Origin of the sequence: Micromonospora aurantiaca ATCC 27029 (genome assembly GCF_000145235.1) — a bacterium.
Lineage (GTDB): Bacteria > Actinomycetota > Actinomycetes > Mycobacteriales > Micromonosporaceae > Micromonospora > Micromonospora aurantiaca.
This window is the reverse complement of the sequence record NC_014391.1, coordinates 5,446,408-5,463,520: the sequence shown is the minus strand read 5'-3', so window position 1 is coordinate 5,463,520 and position 17,113 is coordinate 5,446,408. Positions and strand designations below refer to the sequence as shown.

The 17,113-nt window shown below is 73.0% G+C and carries 17 protein-coding genes, 3 pseudogenes and 1 riboswitch; of the genes and pseudogenes, 15 read left to right on the top strand and 5 right to left on the bottom strand.

What is annotated here, in order from left to right:
* Nucleotides 1–4 precede the first annotated feature (4 nt).
* The 8 genes and pseudogenes from MICAU_RS33230 to MICAU_RS24120 all read left to right on the top strand — a co-directional run.
* A pseudogene (locus tag MICAU_RS33230) lies at nt 5–700 on the top strand (PhoH family protein); the annotation flags it as partial.
* Nucleotides 689–1,507, top strand: a pseudogene (locus MICAU_RS33585) (LAGLIDADG family homing endonuclease); the annotation flags it as partial. The pseudogenes MICAU_RS33230 and MICAU_RS33585, both read left to right, overlap by 12 nt.
* Nucleotides 1,508–1,771: 264 nt before the next feature.
* Nucleotides 1,772–2,134 (top strand): annotated as a pseudogene (locus MICAU_RS33220) (PhoH family protein); the annotation flags it as partial.
* Between the two features lie 39 nt (nt 2,135–2,173).
* On the top strand, nt 2,174–2,647 hold the full coding sequence (ybeY, locus tag MICAU_RS24140) for an rRNA maturation RNase YbeY (RefSeq protein WP_013287968.1): 474 nt from the start codon (nt 2,174–2,176) through the stop codon (nt 2,645–2,647).
* Nucleotides 2,623–4,032: a hemolysin family protein gene (locus MICAU_RS24135; RefSeq protein WP_174361814.1), complete on the top strand. Its 1,410-nt coding sequence runs from the start codon at nt 2,623–2,625 to the stop codon at nt 4,030–4,032. Before ybeY ends, MICAU_RS24135 begins: the two co-directional genes overlap by 25 nt.
* Nucleotides 4,025–4,411: a hypothetical protein gene (locus MICAU_RS24130; RefSeq protein ID WP_013287966.1), complete on the top strand. Its 387-nt coding sequence runs from the start codon at nt 4,025–4,027 to the stop codon at nt 4,409–4,411. The genes MICAU_RS24135 and MICAU_RS24130 overlap by 8 nt, the downstream gene beginning before the upstream one ends.
* A complete protein-coding gene (gene era, locus MICAU_RS24125; protein WP_013287965.1) occupies nt 4,408–5,304 on the top strand; it encodes a GTPase Era in 897 nt (298 codons plus the stop codon). Before MICAU_RS24130 ends, era begins: the two co-directional genes overlap by 4 nt.
* 151 nt (nt 5,305–5,455) lie before the next feature.
* A complete protein-coding gene (locus tag MICAU_RS24120; RefSeq protein ID WP_013287964.1) occupies nt 5,456–6,631 on the top strand; it encodes an acyltransferase family protein in 1,176 nt (391 codons plus the stop codon).
* A gap of 65 nt (nt 6,632–6,696) precedes the next feature.
* Here MICAU_RS24120 and MICAU_RS24115 read toward each other — a convergent pair whose 3' ends face one another.
* Nucleotides 6,697–7,455: a DUF4097 family beta strand repeat-containing protein gene (locus MICAU_RS24115; RefSeq protein ID WP_232236785.1), complete on the bottom strand. Its 759-nt coding sequence runs from the start codon at nt 7,453–7,455 to the stop codon at nt 6,697–6,699.
* A gap of 195 nt (nt 7,456–7,650) precedes the next feature.
* On the opposite strand from MICAU_RS24115, the gene recO reads away from it, so the two are divergent.
* From recO to MICAU_RS24095, 4 genes are all read left to right on the top strand, one after another.
* A complete protein-coding gene (recO, locus tag MICAU_RS24110) occupies nt 7,651–8,523 on the top strand; it encodes a DNA repair protein RecO (protein WP_013287962.1) in 873 nt (290 codons plus the stop codon).
* Between the two features lie 32 nt (nt 8,524–8,555).
* A complete protein-coding gene (locus MICAU_RS24105; RefSeq protein ID WP_030274649.1) occupies nt 8,556–9,332 on the top strand; it encodes an isoprenyl transferase in 777 nt (258 codons plus the stop codon).
* 68 nt (nt 9,333–9,400) lie between these two features.
* On the top strand, nt 9,401–9,586 hold the full coding sequence (locus MICAU_RS24100) for a hypothetical protein (RefSeq protein ID WP_013287960.1): 186 nt from the start codon (nt 9,401–9,403) through the stop codon (nt 9,584–9,586).
* 121 nt (nt 9,587–9,707) lie between these two features.
* Nucleotides 9,708–9,932, top strand: a complete 225-nt coding sequence (locus tag MICAU_RS24095; RefSeq protein ID WP_013287959.1) for a hypothetical protein — start codon at nt 9,708–9,710, stop codon at nt 9,930–9,932.
* Nucleotides 9,933–9,959: 27 nt separating this feature from the next.
* Here MICAU_RS24095 and gnd read toward each other — a convergent pair whose 3' ends face one another.
* A complete protein-coding gene (gnd, locus tag MICAU_RS24090; protein ID WP_013287958.1) occupies nt 9,960–11,402 on the bottom strand; it encodes an NADP-dependent phosphogluconate dehydrogenase in 1,443 nt (480 codons plus the stop codon).
* A gap of 365 nt (nt 11,403–11,767) precedes the next feature.
* Here gnd and MICAU_RS24085 point away from each other — a divergent pair, with 365 nt between their 5' ends.
* Nucleotides 11,768–12,064, top strand: a complete 297-nt coding sequence (locus MICAU_RS24085) for a hypothetical protein (protein ID WP_013287957.1) — start codon at nt 11,768–11,770, stop codon at nt 12,062–12,064.
* Nucleotides 12,065–12,317: 253 nt separating this feature from the next.
* On the opposite strand, the gene MICAU_RS24080 is transcribed toward MICAU_RS24085, so the two are convergent.
* The 3 genes from MICAU_RS24080 to MICAU_RS24070 all read right to left on the bottom strand — a co-directional run bounded on the left by MICAU_RS24080 (nt 12,318) and on the right by MICAU_RS24070 (nt 15,235).
* Nucleotides 12,318–13,118 carry an energy-coupling factor transporter transmembrane component T family protein gene (locus tag MICAU_RS24080; RefSeq protein ID WP_013287956.1) on the bottom strand — a complete coding sequence of 267 codons (801 nt, stop codon included), beginning with the start codon at nt 13,116–13,118 and terminating at the stop codon, nt 12,318–12,320.
* Nucleotides 13,115–14,548, bottom strand: coding sequence for an ABC transporter ATP-binding protein (locus MICAU_RS24075; RefSeq protein ID WP_013287955.1), 1,434 nt, complete (start codon nt 14,546–14,548; stop codon nt 13,115–13,117). The genes MICAU_RS24080 and MICAU_RS24075 overlap by 4 nt, the downstream gene beginning before the upstream one ends.
* 96 nt (nt 14,549–14,644) lie before the next feature.
* The gene (locus MICAU_RS24070) at nt 14,645–15,235 is read right to left on the bottom strand and encodes an ECF transporter S component (protein WP_013287954.1); all 591 of its coding nucleotides are present in this window, start codon (nt 15,233–15,235) and stop codon (nt 14,645–14,647) included.
* A 75-nt stretch (nt 15,236–15,310) separates the two neighbouring features.
* Nucleotides 15,311–15,417: riboswitch (TPP riboswitch) on the bottom strand.
* Between the two features lie 76 nt (nt 15,418–15,493).
* Here MICAU_RS24070 and MICAU_RS24065 point away from each other — a divergent pair.
* The gene (locus tag MICAU_RS24065; RefSeq protein ID WP_174361733.1) at nt 15,494–16,330 is read left to right on the top strand and encodes an alpha/beta fold hydrolase; all 837 of its coding nucleotides are present in this window, start codon (nt 15,494–15,496) and stop codon (nt 16,328–16,330) included.
* Nucleotides 16,327–17,076 (top strand): sugar isomerase domain-containing protein, encoded by a 750-nt coding sequence (locus tag MICAU_RS24060; RefSeq protein ID WP_013287952.1) that lies wholly within the window; start codon nt 16,327–16,329, stop codon nt 17,074–17,076. The genes MICAU_RS24065 and MICAU_RS24060 overlap by 4 nt, the downstream gene beginning before the upstream one ends.
* The last annotated feature ends 37 nt before the right edge of the window (nt 17,077–17,113 follow it).

The window sequence follows — 17,113 nt, the reverse complement described above, 5'->3', positions numbered from 1 at the left end:
ACCTATGACCGGCACCCCACCTCCCGGCACGCCGCGTGTGCAGACCAGGATCACGGTCCCCGACCAGAAGATCATGGTGAACCTGCTCGGCGCGGGCGACGAGATCCTGCGGCTCGTCGAGCGCTCGATCGACAGCGACGTCCACGTCCGCGGCAACGAGATCACCATCACCGGCGCCCCCGCCGACAACGCCCTCGCCGAGCGTCTCTTCAGTGAGCTGCTCGAACTGATCGAGAAAGGCGAGACCCTGACCACAGACGCGGTACGGCGTACCGTCGGCATGCTCGAACAGGGCGGCGCCGAGCGGCCCGCCGAGGTCCTGACACTCAACATCCTCTCCCGGCGCGGCCGCACCATCCGTCCCAAGACGCTGGGGCAGAAGAAGTACGTCGACGCGATCGACGCCCACACCATCGTCTTCGGCATCGGCCCGGCGGGTACCGGCAAGACGTACCTGGCCATGGCGAAGGCCGTGCAGGCGCTCCAGGCCAAGCAGGTCAACCGGATCATCCTGACCCGGCCGGCGGTCGAGGCGGGGGAGCGGCTGGGCTTCCTGCCCGGCACCCTGAACGAGAAGATCGACCCCTACCTGCGCCCGCTCTACGACGCGTTGCACGACATGCTCGACCCGGAGACCATCCCGAAGCTGATGGCCGCCGGCACGATCGAGGTGGCGCCGCTGGCGTACATGCGCGGGCGGGCCCAGCCGTACGACGCCCGGGTGCTGACCCCGGAGGGCTTCCGGCCGTTCGGCTCGCTCCAGGTCGGTGACCTGGTCATCGGCTCGAACGGGACGCCCACACCGGTGATCGGCATCTACCCGCAGGGGCCGAAGCAGACCTACCGGGTCACCACCCAGGACGGCGCGTCCACGCTCTGCTGCGGCGAGCACCTGTGGACCGTAGCCACGCCGGACGACAAGCGTCGCGGCCGGCGGCGCACGATCGAGACGCAGGAGATGATCGGCAAGGAGTGGCGGGGCCACACCCGTCGCTACGAACTCCCGCTCGTCGCCCCGGTGCAGATGGAGCCGCAGACGGTTCCGCTCGACCCGTACGCGCTCGGGCTGCTGCTCGGCGACGGCGCGATCTCGTCCCGCGCCACGCCCGCCTTCTCCACCGCCGACCCGGAGCTGGCGACCGCACTGGAGGAGGCGCTGGTCGACATCCAACTGGTCCGCAAGGGTGACTACGACTACGTCCTCCGGCACGTCAACGGGCACCGCGGCGGCGTGATCGTGGCGAACCCGGTGACGGTGGCCGTCCGCGAACTGGGGCTGGCCGGAGCCACCTCGGGCACGAAGTTCGTCCCCGAGGTCTACAAGAACAACAGCGTGGGCGTCCGGCTGGCGGTCCTGCAAGGGCTGCTGGACACCGACGGAGGGCCGGTCACCCAGGCCGGGCGCACGTGCCGTGTGCAGTACTCGACCACTTCCCCCCGGTTGTGCGACGACGTGGTCCACCTGGTCGAGTCGCTCGGAGGGGTGGCCACGGCGCGGGTTCGTCCGGCCGAGGGACGCAAGCCCGGTCTGGCGAAGGGCCGGCCGGTTCCGTACCGGTCCGATGCCTACGTCGTGGAGATCCGGCTACCCGCCGGTGTCGCGCCGTTCCGCCTGTCGCGCAAGCGCCGGCTCTACGACGAGCACGGCGGTGGCCGGCCGATGCGGTTCATCGACTCGATCATCCCGGCCGGGGTGCGGGAGACGATGTGCATCCAGGTCGCGGCGGAGGACTCGCTCTACGTCACCGACGACTTCCTGGTGACTCACAACACCCTTAACGACGCGTTCATCATCCTGGACGAGGCGCAGAACACCACGCCCGAGCAGATGAAGATGTTCCTCACCCGGCTCGGCTTCGGCTCCAAGATCGTCGTCACCGGTGACGTCACCCAGGTGGACCTTCCCGGCGGGACGACCAGCGGCCTGCGGGTGGTCCGGGAGATCCTGAACAACGTCGAGGACGTGCACTTCGCCCAGCTCTCCAGCTCCGACGTGGTGCGTCACAAGCTGGTGGGCGACATCGTCGACGCGTACGCCCGCTGGGACGCCGAGCGGGAGACCCAGCAGGCGCAGAGCGTGCACGCCGTACCTGGGCGGACCGCCCAGGGCGGCCGGGCCGGCCGGCGCCGCTGACCCACCGGCGGAAGCCGTCACATCATCAGAGGAAGACAGTTGTCCATCGAGATCGCCAACGAGTCGGGTGTCGACGTCGACACCGACGCCGTGCTCGCCGTCGCGCGGCACGCCCTCGACGAGATGGGGGTCAACCCCCTCGCCGAGCTGTCCGTGCTGCTCGTCGACATCGAATACATGTCGGAGCTGAACCACCGCTGGATGGGTGGCGACGGCCCGACCGACGTGCTCGCCTTCCCCATGGACGAGGGCAGCGTCGACCACGGCCCGGGGGAGAGCAACCCGGCCGGCGGCGAGCCCGCCCTGCTCGGCGACATCGTGCTCTGCCCGGAGGTGGCGGCCAAGCAGGCCGCCGTGGCCGGGCACTCGGCCGCCGACGAGCTGCACCTGCTCACCGTGCACGGCGTGCTGCACCTGCTGGGCTACGACCACGCCGAGCCCGAGGAGGAGCGGGAGATGTTCGGTCTCCAGGCCCGGCTGCTGGCCAGCTGGCGGTCGACCCGGTCGCGGTGATGGACACCTTGGCGGCGGTCCGCACCCCCGCCGGTCTGCCTGATCTTCAACTCCTGGTCTTCGCCGCCGGGCTGGTGGTGCTCGCCGGCCTGATCGCGATGACCGAGGCGGCGCTCGCAGCGGTCTCGCCGGCCCGTGCCGCGGAGCTGACCCGGGACGGTGCCCGCGGCGGGCGTGCTCTCCAGGCGGTCGCCGGTGACGTGGTCCGTCATCTGAACCTGCTGCTCCTGCTGCGTCTGCTGGCCGAGCTGACCGCCACCACGCTCGTCGCGCTGGTGGCTGTCGACACGTTCGGCGCGGGCTGGCGGGCGGCGCTGGTGACCGCCGGCGCGATGACAGTGGTGAGCTTCGTCGTGGTCGGTGTCGGCCCGCGGACGATCGGCCGCCAGCACGCGTACGCGGTCGGCCGCGCGGTCGCGCCGCTGGTGCGCTGGCTGGGCCGCGCGCTCAACCCGCTGGCCTCGCTGCTGATCCTGATCGGCAACGCGGTCACCCCCGGCAAGGGCTTCCGTGAGGGGCCGTTCGCGACCCAGGTGGAGCTGCGGGAGCTGGTCGACCTGGCCGAGCAGCGCGGCGTGGTGGAGCACGGCGAGCGTCAGATGATCCACTCGGTCTTCGCGCTCGGCGACACCATCGCCCGCGAGGTGATGGTTCCGCGTACCGAGATGGTGTGGATCGAGGAACGCAAGACGCTCGCGCAGGCGCTGGCGTTGTTCCTGCGCTCCGGGTTCTCCCGCATCCCGGTGATCGGCGAGAACGTCGACGACGTGCTCGGTGTGCTCTACCTCAAGGACCTGATCCGGCGGGTGCAGGGCGACCAGGCCGCCCGGCAGATGCCGGTGGCCGAGCTGATGCGCCCGGCCACGTTCGTGCCGGAGTCCAAGCCGGTGGACGACCTGCTCTCCGAGATGCAGGCGGCCCGCAACCACCTGGTCATCGTGGTCGACGAGTACGGCGGCACCGGCGGGCTGGTCACCATCGAGGACATCCTGGAGGAGATCGTCGGGGAGATCACCGACGAGTACGATGTCGAGCGCCCGCCGGTCGAGCACCTGCCGGACGGGGCCGTGCGGGTGACCGCGCGGCTGCCGGTGGAGAATCTGGGCGAGCTGTTCGACACCGAGCTGCCCACCGACGAGGTGGAGACGGTCGGTGGCCTGCTCGCCCAGGCGCTCGGCCGGGTGCCCATCCCGGGCGCCGAGGCCGAGGTGGCCGGCCTGCGGCTGGTGGCCGAGGGCACGACCGGCCGGCGCAACCGGATAGACACGGTTCTGGTGAGCCGGGTCGACCGGGGTGACGCGCCGGAGGGCACCAACCGAAGCGATCCGCCCGATTCCCGTGGCGACAACAACCGTTCCGAGGAGAGGCAACCCGCCGATGCCTGAGTCACCCGCCGTACCGGCCGCCATGCCCACCCCCGCCGATCCGGCCGAGCTGAGCGCCGAGGACGCCAAGCTGGTCGTCCTGGCCCGGGGGGCGCGGAGCCGGGTGGCGGCCGTGGAGGGCGCCGCGGTCCGCGACCAGGACGGCCGGACGTACGCGGCGGCGAGCGTGGCGCTGCCGTCGCTGACCCTGACCGCGCTCCAGCTCGCTGTCGCCTCGGCGGTGGCGGCGGGCGCGAGCCGGCTGGAGGCCGCTGTGGTGGTGACCGAGGCGTCGACGCTGGACGGGGCCGGGCACGCCGCGGTGCGTGACCTCTCCGCCGACGCGCCGGTCCACGTGGCCGCGCCGGACGGCACCGTCCTCGGCACGGTGGTCGAGTGACCACGCCCGAGGCGCGCCCCTACCGGGCCGGTTTCGCCTGTTTCGTCGGGCGGCCGAACGCCGGCAAGTCGACGCTCACCAACGCGATCGTCGGCACCAAGATCGCGATCACCTCGAACAAGCCGCAGACCACCCGGCACATCATCCGGGCGGTGCTGCACCGGCCGGACTCGCAGCTCGTGCTCGTCGACACCCCGGGTCTGCACCGGCCCCGCACGCTGCTCGGCGAGCGCCTCAACGACCTGGTCCGGGAGACCTGGAGCGAGGTCGACGTGATCGGCCTGTGCGTACCGGCGAACGAGCCGGTCGGCCGGGGCGACCGCTTCATCACCGGCGAGCTGGCCAGCCTCAAGGCAACAGTGCTGGCGGTGGTCACCAAGACCGACCTGGTCGACAAGAAGCGGCTGGCCGAGCAGTTGCTCGCGGTGAGCGAGCTGGGCGAGTTCGCCGACGTGGTGCCGGTCAGCGCGGTCTCCGGCCATCAGGTCGACACGCTCGTCGACGTGATGACCGGCTACCTGCCGCCCTCGCCGCAGCTCTATCCGGACGACATGCTCACCGACGACCCGGAGCAGGTGCTCGTGGCGGAGCTGGTCCGCGAGGCGGCGCTGGAGGGCGTACGCGACGAGCTGCCGCACTCCATCGCCGTGGTGGTCGAGGAGATGATCCCGGAGGGCAACCTCACCAAGATCTACGCCGACGTGTACGTGGAGCGTTCGAGCCAGAAGGCCATCGTCATCGGCCACCGGGGCAGCCGCCTCAAGCACGTGGGCACCACCGCCCGGCGGCAGATCGAGGAGCTGCTCGGCACCCGGGTCTACCTCGACCTGCACGTACGCGTGGCGAAGGACTGGCAGCGCGACCCGAAGCAGTTGCGCAAGCTGGGCTTCTGACAGGCGGCCGGGGCGGGCCCCGGGGGTCGGTGATCAGGATCAGCCAGACCTATGGGACATCTCACTTTCCATAGGTGTTCTTGGCTGTTTCACAGCGTCCCGGAGCAGGGTAGGGACCATTGTCTCTGCCCCCGGACCCCGCCGTGAGCTGATGCGAAACCGCTATCTGGACCTGCTCCGCTTCCTGGCCATCCTGCGAGTCGTCACCTACCACGTCACCGGCTACGCCACGCTCACGCTGGTGTTTCCGGCGATGTCGGTGATGTTCGCCCTGGCCGGGTCGCTGATGGCGGCGTCACTCGACCGCAGCGGGGTACGCGCGGTCGGGCGCCGGCTGCGCCGCCTCCTGCCGTCGCTGTGGGTGGTGGCCGCGGTCTTCGTGCCGGCCATGCTGCTCACCGGGCTGACGTTCAGCCCGAAGGTGCTGCTCTGGCTCTTCCCGATCAGCGACCCGCCGGCCAACTACTGGGGTGGGCTGGCGCTCAGCCCCATCTGGTACCTGCGGGACTACCTGTGGTTCGTGCTCGCCTCGCCGTTCGTGCTCTGGCTGTTCCGCCGGGCGCCGCTGCCCACGCTCGCCGCCCCGTACCTGCTGCTGGTCGCGATCGAGATCGGCGTCCTGGCGAACCCGCCGACGGTGCTGCGCGAGTTCGGCCTCTACTTCGGCGCCTGGCTGCTCGGCTTCGCCCACCACGACGGGCTGCTGCGCCGGATGCGCAACCGGGTGCTGCTGCCGGTGGCCGCCGTGGTCGGCGCCGCCGGGCTGGCCTGGATCGTCACCCATCCGGGCCCGCGCGGATTCGACATCAACGACATCCCGCTGGGCAACGCGCTCTGGTCGGCCGCGTTCATCCTGGTGGCGATCGGCCGGGCCCCGGCCGGGGTGACCTGGGTCGACCGCGTGCCGGCGCTCGGCCGGGCGGTGACGGTGGTGAACCGGCGTGCGCTGACGATCTACCTCTGGCACATGCCGTTCGTGGTGCTCCTCACCCCGCTCGTCGGCCTGGTCGGCTGGTCGCCGCGCGACCCGGTGGGCCTGTGGCTGCGGGTGGGGCTGGTCTTCGCGCTCGTCGGCGTGGTGACGCTTCTGGTCGGCTGGGTCGAGGACGTCGCAGCCCGGCGTACCCCCGAACTGGTCCCCGGCAAGCCGCGGCGGACCGTGGCCGACCGGGCGGCGGCCGCCCCGGCCAGCCCGGCCCCCGCCGGGGCGGAGGACGCGCTGGTGAGCGTCGGGGCGCGGGTGCCGGCGCCGCGCCGCCCGGCCGAGGACCCCGGCCGGGGCGACGGCGTCCGGGCGGCCCGGCGGGACACGCCCGGCGGCGACTGAGCGGCCACCGGGCGCGGCCCGACTGAGCGGCCACCGGGCGCGGCCCGCCCAGGTGCGCCGTCCGCTCAGCGGGTGCTGACCGTGACGTTGCCGCTGGTGGCGGACGCTTCGAGCTGCACCGACGCTGTCGGGTCGTCGGTGACGCGCACGTCGGTGTCGCCGGACGTCGCGGTGGCGCGCACCCGGTAGCGGCCCGCCGGCACGGCCAGGTCCACGTCTCCGCTCGTGGCGTGCACCCGGGCCGGTGCCGGCTGGTCCAGCTCGACGACGATGTTGCCGGACGTGGTCTCGGCGTCGATCGCGGAGGCGAGCCGGCGGGCCTCGATGTCACCGGAGCGGGCACGCAGCCGCACCGGGCCGGCCGCCTCGACGACCCGGATGTTGCCCGACGTGGTGGAGGCGCGGACCTCGCCGGTGGCGCCCCTGATGGTCAGGTCGCCGGAGCTGAGCGTGAACTCCACCGCGCCGACGTCGCTGAGGTCGACGTTGCCCGAGCCGGTGCCGCCGTGCACCACCACGCCGGGCGGCGCGGTCACCTCCCAGGAGATGCTGCACCGGTGCCCGCAGTCGGTGGGCAGGACGAGTTCGTCTCCCTTGATCTCGTACCGGCTGGTCGGCTCGTCGCCCTGGTAGCGGACCACGCGCTTGATGCGTACCTGGTCGGCGGGGCCGTTCGCCCGGACCACGACGTCGCCGGCGCCGTCGTCGTCCACGGTGATCTTCGTGATCTTCGTCCGCTCCGTCTGGTCGAAGTCGAGGCGGCGGAACGAGAGGGTGTCACACCCGGCGAGGACGATGAGGGCGCTGGCCGCGGTGGCGGCCACCACGCCACGTAGCCGGAAAGCGCCACGTAGCCGGAAAGCGCCACGTAGCCGGAAAGCGCTGCGTAGCCGGGGAGCGGTGTGGAGCGAAGCCATGGCCAGCACACTAGGTCCGGCCCGACGCCCGGCACATCGGGGATCGCCCGACCGTCCACCCCGAGCCGACCCTGAGATCGCACCCGGAGGGAGAATGGCCTGATGGCCGGGTACCGCCGACAGCTCTACCGCGACGACGCGGTGGTGCTGCGTGTGCAGAAGCTGGGCGAGTCCGACCGCATCATCACGCTGTTCACCCGCCGGCACGGGCGGCTGCGCGCGGTCGCCCGGGGCGTGCGGCGCACCACGAGCCGGTTCGGCGCGCGGCTGGAGCCGTTCGGGCACGTCGACCTCCAGCTCGCCGGTGATCCCAAGGGCAACCAGGGCAGCTCGCTGCACACCGTCAGCCAGGTCGAGGCGATCGAGCTGTACGGCAAGCGGTTCCTCGGCGACTACCCCCGCTACACAGCGGCCAGTGCGATCGCCGAGACCGCCGAGCGACTCACCCCGGTCGAACGCGAGCCGTCGCTGCGGCTGTTCCAGCTCACCCTCGGCGCGATGAAGTCGCTGGCCCGGGGCGAACACGCCACCACGCTCGTGCTCGACGCGTACCTGCTGCGCGGCATGGCGTTCGCCGGCTGGGCGCCGGCGCTCGCCGCCTGCGCGGTGTGCGGCGAACCGGGCCGGCACCGCGCGTTCTCCGTACCGGCCGGCGGCGCCGTCTGCCCGGACTGCCGGCCCCCCGGCGCCGCCCACCCCGCGCCCGCCACGCTGGAGCTGATGTCCGCGCTGACCTCCGGCGACTGGGGGTACGCCGACGCCGCCGAGACCGGCGTACGCCGGGAGTGCAGCGGACTGGTCGCGGCGCACCTCCAGTGGCATCTGGAGCGCGCGCTACGCTCGCTGCCGCTGGTCGACCGGGGTGCCCCGGCGGCCGGCGCGGTCCCGTCGCCCGGCGGCGCGGGGCCGGATGTGGTCCCGCCGCGCTCCGGCGCCGGGCCCGTCGCCGGAGTGAACAGGGAGATGACCGAGTGATCCGATCGACGAGGGCGACCCGCCGCGAGCCGGTGCCGCCGACCCCGCACCCCTCCGGAGCCCGTCCGCCGGCGCTGCCGCCCGCCGCGGTGCCCCGGCACGTCGCCATCGTGATGGACGGCAACGGCCGCTGGGCCAAGGAGCGCGGGCTGCCCCGCACCAAGGGGCACGAGCAGGGCGAGCACAGCCTGTTCGACGCCGTCGAGGGCGCGATCGAGATGGGGATCCCCTACCTGTCGGCGTACGCGTTCTCCACCGAGAACTGGCGGCGCTCGCCGGACGAGGTCCGCTTCCTGATGGGCTTCAACAGGGACGTCATCCGCCGCCGCCGCGACCAGCTCGTCGACCTGGGCGTCCGGGTGGTCTGGTCGGGCCGTGCCGGCCGGCTGTGGAAGAGCGTCATCTCCGAGTTGCAGACCGCCGAGGAGATGTCGCGCGGCAACTCGACGCTGACGCTGCAGTTCTGCGTCAACTACGGCGGCCAGGCGGAGATCGCCGACGCCGCCGCCGGGATCGCCCGCGACGTCGCGGCCGGCCGGCTCGACCCGGCCAAGGTGAACGAGAAGACGGTGGCGCGCTACCTCTACCACCCCGAGGTGCCCGAGGTCGACCTGTTCCTGCGCCCCTCCGGCGAGCAGCGCATCTCCAACTTCCTGCTCTGGCAGACCGCGTACGCCGAGCTGGTCTACCTGGACACGCTCTGGCCCGACTTCGACCGCCGCCACCTCTGGTACGCCTGCGAGCTGTACGCCCAGCGCGACCGCCGCTTCGGCGGCGCCCTGCCCAACCCGGTCGCCCCGGGCGCCTGAGGTCACGCTTACCGACGGGCCGCGCTGGGTACCGATACCTCCAGACAGCAAACGCGGAGGTGAACCACATGATTCAGAAGCGGATCGCGCAGTGGGCGGTCATGGCGGTCGCCGTGCCGCTGGCGGCGGCCGGCGCGCGCCGGCTCAGCCACACCCTGGAGGCCCGTCGTGGCCCGTCCGGGGTGAGCCGTCTGCTGACCAAGGGCGCCGACCTGATCCGGCCGCAGAAGGCCAGGCGTCGCCGGTTCTTCTGACCGCGACGTCCGGCCCGACCGTGACGCCCCGCATCCGGCTTTCCCGCCGGGCGCGGGGCGTTCCGCTCTACGATCGGCGCAGGGCGCGCCGCCGGGTGCGCGCCCGCCACGGGGGTGGAGGATGCGCGATCTCCGGTACGAGATGACTGCTGCCCTGGCCGCCGCCGACCTGGTGGAGCCGGCCCGCCGGGACGCGGTGGCCGCACTGTGCGCCGACGTCGCCCAGCGGTGGTGCGCGGACCTCGGGCACACCCCGGCGGTCCGCTCCGGTGAGATCGGCGAACTGGCGTCGGGTGAGCCGGCCGCCGGCTGGGCGCCCGACCCGGACGGTCAGCGGGCCTGGTGAACCGTCCGGCGGGGCTGTCTGCGCGGCTCACGCCTCCACTTCGGAGCGGTCGCCCGCCCAGAGGGTGTGGAACGAACCGGCCCGGTCCACCCGGTGGTAGGTGTGCGCGCCGAAGTCGTCCCGCAGGCCCTGGATCAGCGCGGCCGGCAGCCGCTGCGCCCGCAGCGCGTCGAAGTAGGCCAGCGACGACCCGAAGGCCGGGGCCGGCACGCCCGCCCGGGCCGCGTCGGCCACCACCCGTCGCCAGGCCGGTACGCCGTCGCTGACCCGCTCGGCGAACCACGGCGCGACGAGCAGCGTCGACAGGTCCGGCTCCGCGTCGTACGCCTCCCGGATCCGGTCCAGGAAACCGGCCCGGATGATGCAGCCGCCCCGCCAGATGGTGGCCGTACCGCCCAGGTCGATGTCCCAGTCGTACTCCCGGCTGCCGGCCCGGATGTGGTCGAACCCCTGCGCGTACGCGACGATCTTGCTGGCGAGCAGTGCGCGGCGCACGTCCTCGACGAACGCGTCCCGGTCGTCCACCTGCCACTTCTCACCCGCGTCGGCGAACACCCGGCGGGCTGCCTCGCGCTGGTCGGCGTGCCCGGACAGCGACCGCGCGAATGTGGCCTCGGCGATGCCGGTGATCGGGATGCCGAGGTCGAGCGCGCTCTGCACGGTCCAGCGGCCGGTGCCCTTCTGCTCGGCCTGGTCGAGCACGATGTCCACGAACGCCTGGCCGGTGGCCGCGTCGGTGTGGCCGAGCACGTCGGCGGTGATCTCGATGAGGAACGACCCCAGCTCGCCGCCGTTCCACTCCCGGAAGATCTCCGCGATCTCCGCCGGGCTCGCCGACAGACCGGCCCGCAACAGGTCGTACGCCTCGGCGATGAGCTGCATGTCGGCGTACTCGATGCCGTTGTGGACCATCTTCACGAAGTGGCCCGCGCCGTCCGGCCCGATGTGCCGGCAGCAGGGCTCACCGTCCACCTGCGCGGCGATCTTCTCGAAGATCGGCCCGAGCTTGCGGTACGACTCGGCCGACCCGCCGGGCATGATGCTCGGACCGAGCAGCGCGCCCTCCTCGCCGCCGGACACTCCGGTGCCGACGAAGTGCAGCCCGTGCGCGCGCAGCGCCTCCTCCCGGCGGCGGGTGTCGGCGAAGTGCGCGTTGCCGCAGTCGACGACGATGTCGCCCTCCTCCAGCAGCGGGACCAGTTCGTCGATCACCGCGTCGGTGGGCGCGCCGGCCTTCACCATCACGATCACCGCGCGGGGCCGCTCCAGCGAGCCGACGAAGTCCGCGAGCGACTCCGACGGCACGAACGTGCCCTCGTCACCGTGCTCGGCGACCAGGCTGCGGGTACGTTCCGGCGACCGGTTGTGCACCGCCACGGCGAAGCCGTTGCGGGCCAGGTTCCGGGCCAGGTTGCGGCCCATCACCGCCAGACCGGTGACCCCGATCTGCGCCGTCGCCTGCTCTGCCATGCGTACCGCCACCTCTCGTTCGTGCTGCCGTTCTGCGACCGTATCGCGGTCGCCGGGGGAGCGGGCGGGGACGTCAACAGGGCGTGATCGCCGGGTGGCCGTGCGTCTCGCGCGGGCGCGTTCGCGTTCTCTCCCGGTAAATCGGGTGCGGGTTTCCGGGCGGCGGGATAGCGTTGCCGCATGCGTAAGTGACGCCCCACCTCCGAGCCCGGTCCACCGCCGCCAGTGCCGTGGACCCGTCCTGCTCCGGGCGTCCGCATTCCTTCCCGCCACCGTCGGTCGCGGTGTCTGTCGTGATCGGAACGCACCGGAGCCCCCGCTCGGCGCGTCCCGGTCGGCGCGCCCGCACGACAGGAGGCCCGCGAATGCCCGCGAAGCGCAATCCGAAGAAGTCCCGCAAGCAGTCGTCGCCGCAGGTGACCCCGCCGAAGCTCGACGCGCTCACGGTGACGCCACCCGCGGTGGTGCTCCCCACGGAGCCGGTGGCGTCCGCCGTGTCCCCGGACTCGGTGTCGCCCTCGGATTCCCCGGAGATCCCGGTGCTGCCGGGCGCATCCGCGACGCCGCCCCGGTCCGGCCCACCGGCAGGGCGGCAGGCCCGGTTCACCGGGCGTAGTCAGCGCGCCGGCCAGACCCGGTTCTACGCCTTCCGCCGCAGCTGACCGACAGCCCTTCCCGGCCAGCCGCTCACCGGGCAGGCCCCTCATCGGGGGCCTGCCCGGGCGTCCCCCCGGAGATCTTGGACGATTCCGGCCCCTAGAGGCGCCATCCCGTACCAAGATCCACTCCAGCCGTGTCGATCATGAAGTTGGCGGCGACAAAACGGGCAACCGGTGCCGTCAACTTCATGATCAACAGGGCGAGGGTGGGCAGGGTGAGGGTGGGCGGGGACGGGGAGGCGGGGCGGGCCCGGGGTCAGCCGATCAAGGGGCGGAAGGTGCCCAGGGCGATGCTTGTGGCCAGGGCACCGCCGGCCAGCAGCGCGGCGCCCGCCACGAGCAGGGCGTCGGCGCGGGTGAAGCGCTGCGGGCGGGCCACGGTGCGCGGCGTACCCGCGTCGAAGCCCCGGGCGTCCATCGCCACGGCCAGCCGGGTACCCCGCCGGATCGCGCCCACCAGCAGCGTGAACGCGGTGGACGCGAACAGCCGCAGCTTCGCCACCGGGTTGCGGCCGGCGTCCACGCCGCGGGCCCGGCGGGCCATGCTGATCATCCGCCACTCCTGTTCCAGCAGCGGCACCATCCGGAACGCGGCGAGCGCCCCGATGGCGAACCGGGCGGGCGTCTTCGCGTTCTGGATCAACGCGTCCGCCAGGTCCGTCGGGTCGGTGGTGGCGAACACGACGATGCCGGGCAGCGCCACGGCGAGCATCCGCAGCACCAGGCCCAGCGCGGTGACGAGAACGCCCTCGGTGACCAGGACCGGACCGGCCTCGACCAGCACCCGGCCGGAGCGGTCGGCCGCGAAGAGCACCAGCGTGATCAGGATGCCGACGGCGCCGGCGAGCAGCGGCCAGGCCCGGCGGGCCAGCACCCGATAGCGGACCCCGAACAGCGGCAGCACCGCGAGTTCGACGGCGATGGCGATGGCCGGGGCCACCGGGTCGAGCGTCGCCACCAGGATCAGCGTGAAGACCACAGCGGCGGCCAGCTTCGCCACCGGGTTGCGCCGGGCCAGCGGGGCGCCGGGTGCGGCGACCGGTTCGAGGCCGATCACGTGGCCACCCCGGCGGGGGAGCGGTGCAGGGTGAGCGTCGTGTCGGCCAGCGCGGCGACGAAGTCCTCGTCGTGGGTCACCGCGACCACGCCGTGCCCGGCGTCGCGCAGCTCGGCGAGCAGGTCGACCAGCTCCAGCCAGGTCCGCCGGTCCTGGCCGAACGTGGGCTCGTCGCAGATCAGCAGGCGGGGCGCGGTGGCCAGGGCCGTCGCCACACTCAGCCGCCGCGCCTCCCCACCGGAGAGGGTGTACGGGTTGGCGCCGGCCAGCCGGTCCAGCCGCAACCGGTGCAGCAGCTCGTCGACGGTGGCGGTCACCGCCGACTCGGGCCGGCCGGTGCGGCGCGGGCCGAGCGCCAGCTCGTCGCGGACCGTGGCGGTGACGAACTGGTGTTCCGGGTCCTGGAACACCGAACCGATCCGGCGTACCAGCGCGGGTGCCCGCCAGCGGTGCGGGGGAGTACGCGCGTCCCGCCCGGCGAGTGCCGCCGACGCGGTGACGGCGCCCGTGCCGGGCTTCAGCAGGCCGCCCAGGAGCAGCGCCAGTGTGGACTTGCCGGCGCCGTTGGGGCCGAGGACGGCGAGCGCCTCGCCGGCGCGTACCCGGAGATCGGTGGGGTCGAGCCGGGGCGGCAGGCCGAGCCGCTCCGCGGTGAGCAGCACGTCGCCGGGCGGCGTGGTGGCGTGCCGGGGTGGCGCGACGTGGCCGGGTACCCAGACCCCGGCGGTGGCCAGCGCGTCGCCGTGCGCGGCGAAGACCGCCTCGGGCGGCCCGTCGGCGCGCACCCCGCCGCCGGGTTCCAGCACCACGACGCGGTCGACCAGCGGCAGTGCCTCGGTGACCCGGTGCTCGACCAGGACCATCGTGGTGTCCGGGTCGAGCGCGTTCGCGACGGCCCGGCGGATCAGGGTGGCACCGGCCGGGTCGAGGTTGGCGGTGGGCTCGTCGAGCAGCAGCAGCCCGGGACGCAGCGCGAGCGTGCCGGCCAGCGCCAGCCGCTGCTGCTCGCCGCCGCTGAGCGCTGCGGTGGGGCGGTCCCTGTCGTACGGGAAGCCGACCCGGTGCAGCGCCTCGTCGACGCGGGGCCAGATCTCCCCGGCGGGTACGCCACGGTTCTCCAGCCCGAACGCCACGTCGTCGCCGGAGCGGGCCATCACGAGCTGGGTCTCCGGGTCCTGGAAGACGATGCCGACGCGCTCGCGGGCCTTGCGCGGGTCCAGCCCGTCGATCTCGACGGTGCCCTCCTGCTCGCCGGAGTCCTCCGGCAGCAGCCCGGCCAGCGCGGCCAGCAGCGTGCTCTTACCGGCGCCGGAGGGTCCGAGCAGCAGCACCCGCTCGCCGCTCTCCACGCGCAGATCCACCCCGCGCAGAGCCCAGCGTTTCCGTCCCCCGTGCCGCCACCCGAACCCCCGCAGCACCACCCCGCTCACCGCCCACCCACCCCCTCTTCTCCGTCGATCATGAGGTTGACGGCGATGACGGGTGCCGAAACGGCCGCCAACTTCATGATCGACACGATGGAGGCGTCAGACCAGGGCTCGGTCGCGGCCGGCGGGGAAGCGGTCCAGGACGCCGGTGTTCGCCAGCGCGCGGGTGAGGACGTGCGCGCCGAAACCGGCGACGATCGTGGCGCTGACGATCGTGATCAGCGCGTACGGGAGGCGGTAGGAGGCGAAGTCGAACGCCTTGTTCCAGTAGACGAAGTCGAAGATCGCCGCGCCGAGGCCGGTCAGCGCGCCGGCCAGCACCGCCACCGGCAGTCGGAACGAGCGGTACCGGAACGCGGCGAAGGCCAGCTCGGCGCCGATGCCCTGCATCAGGCCCTGGAGGATCACGATGCTCGCCCACTGGCTGCCCAGCAGGGCCGAGATGATCGCGGCCACCGTCTCGCAGTACAGCGCGGCGCCCGGCTTGCGGATGATCAGGCCGGCGAGCACCGCCGGGATCAGCCAGACGCCGTAGAGCACGGCCTGTGCCGGCGGGAAGAACGCGAACGCCGCGTCGGTGGCGCTCCAGAGCAGGCCCCAGGCCCAGAAGACGACGCCGAAGGCGACGGCGATGACCGAGGCGACGACGATGTCGACGGTACGCCAGCGGTTGCTGTCGGTGTGGTTCACGGTTGGCTCCCAGTTCGTCGAGGTGAACCAGGAGAAGACGCACGCCGCGCCCGGTGGTCACCGGACGGCGACGCGGCTGGAGGTCGACCGAACTCCCTGCGCTGGCATTACCCAGATCAGGTTCGAGGGTCTGCGGGCACCGGCCCGCACTCTCAGCGCTGTGCGCTCCCCTGTCGGATGTGAAGTTGTCTCGTCGCAGACGCTAGCACCGACCACGGGCCCCGGCCCAGCAGGGCGAGTGTCGGTATGGTGGCGATCATGCTGGTGGATGCGCGGGGACTGACGTTCGAGGTACGCGCCGGCGGCCCCGAGGACGGTGACCCGGTCCTGTTGCTGCACGGCTTTCCGCAGCACTCCGGTGAGTGGGACGCGGTCACGCCCGCGCTGCACGCCGCCGGGCTGCGCACGTACGCGCTCGACCAGCGCGGCTACTCGCCCGGCGCGCGTCCGGCGGACGTCGGGGCGTACCGGATTCCGGAGCTGGTGGCCGACGCGGCCGCGGTGCTCGACGCGCTCGGGGTGACATGCGCGCACGTGGTCGGCCACGACTGGGGCGCGATCGTGGCGTGGGGGCTGGCGGCGGCGCACCCGGAGCGGGTGCGGACGCTGACCGCGGTGTCGGTGCCGCACCCGGCCGCGATGGGGCACGCGCTCGCCACCGACCCGCGGCAGAAGGTCAAGTCCGCCTACATCGCGTTGTTCCGCAAGCCCGGTACGGCGGAGAAGGTGCTGCTGGCGTGGAACGGCGCCACGCTGCGCAAGCTGCTGAGCGGAGTGGGCGACGCCGACGTGGTGGCCCGGTACGCCGAGCCGATGCGTGAGCCGGGCGCGTTGACGGCGGCGCTGAACTGGTACCGCGCGATGACCGGTGCGGACATGAAGGCGGTCGCCCCGGTCGGGGTGTCCACCACGTTCGTGTGGAGCGACAAGGACGTGGCGATCGGCCGGACGGCCGCGCAGGCGTGCGCCGCGCACGTCACCGGTGACTACCGGTTCGTGACGCTGTCCGGCGTCAGCCACTGGATCCCGGACGAGGCGCCCGGCCCGCTGGCCGAGGCGATCCTCGCCCGGTGCGCGGGAACGGAGGAGGCATGACGGTGAGCGCCGAGGCGTACCTGGCGGTGGTGACCGAGACGATCGGCCGGGTCGCCGCCGAGCAGCGGCAGAACGTGGCCGACGCGGCCGACCTGATCGCGGCGGCGCTGCGCGCCGACGGTGTGGTGCACGCGTTCGGCACCGGGCACTCCGAGGCGCTGGCCATGGAGATCGCCGGCCGGGCCGGCGGGCTGGTGCCCACCAACCGGATCGCGCTGCGTGACCTGGTGCTGATCGGCGGCGACCCGGCCGACGTGCTCGGCCCGAAGCTGGAACGCGACCCGGCGGTGGCGCACCGCCTCTACGAGCTGGCGCCGATCCGGCCGCAGGACGTGTTCGTGCTGGCCTCGAACTCGGGCGTGAACGGGGCGATGGTCGAGTTCGCGTCCATCGTGAAGGAACGCGGGCACGGCCTGGTGGCGATCACGTCGGCACAGCACTCGGCGCGGATGACCTCGCGGCACCCGTCCGGCCGCAAGCTGGCCGACTTCGCCGACGTGGTGCTGGACAACGGCGCCCCGTACGGCGACGCCACGCTGCCGCTGCCGGGCGGCGGCGCGGTCGGCGCGGTCTCCTCGATCACCGCGGCGCTGCTCGCCCAGCAGATCGTCGCCGAGGTGGTGGCCCGGCTGGTCGCGGCGGGGCAGCGCCCGCCGGTCTACCTGTCCGCGAACATCACCGGCGGCGACGAGCACAACGCCGAACTGGAGGCACGGTACGCGGGCCGGATCCGCCGCGGTTCCTGAACCGGTTTCGTGATCATCCGTACGGGGCACAGGCGGT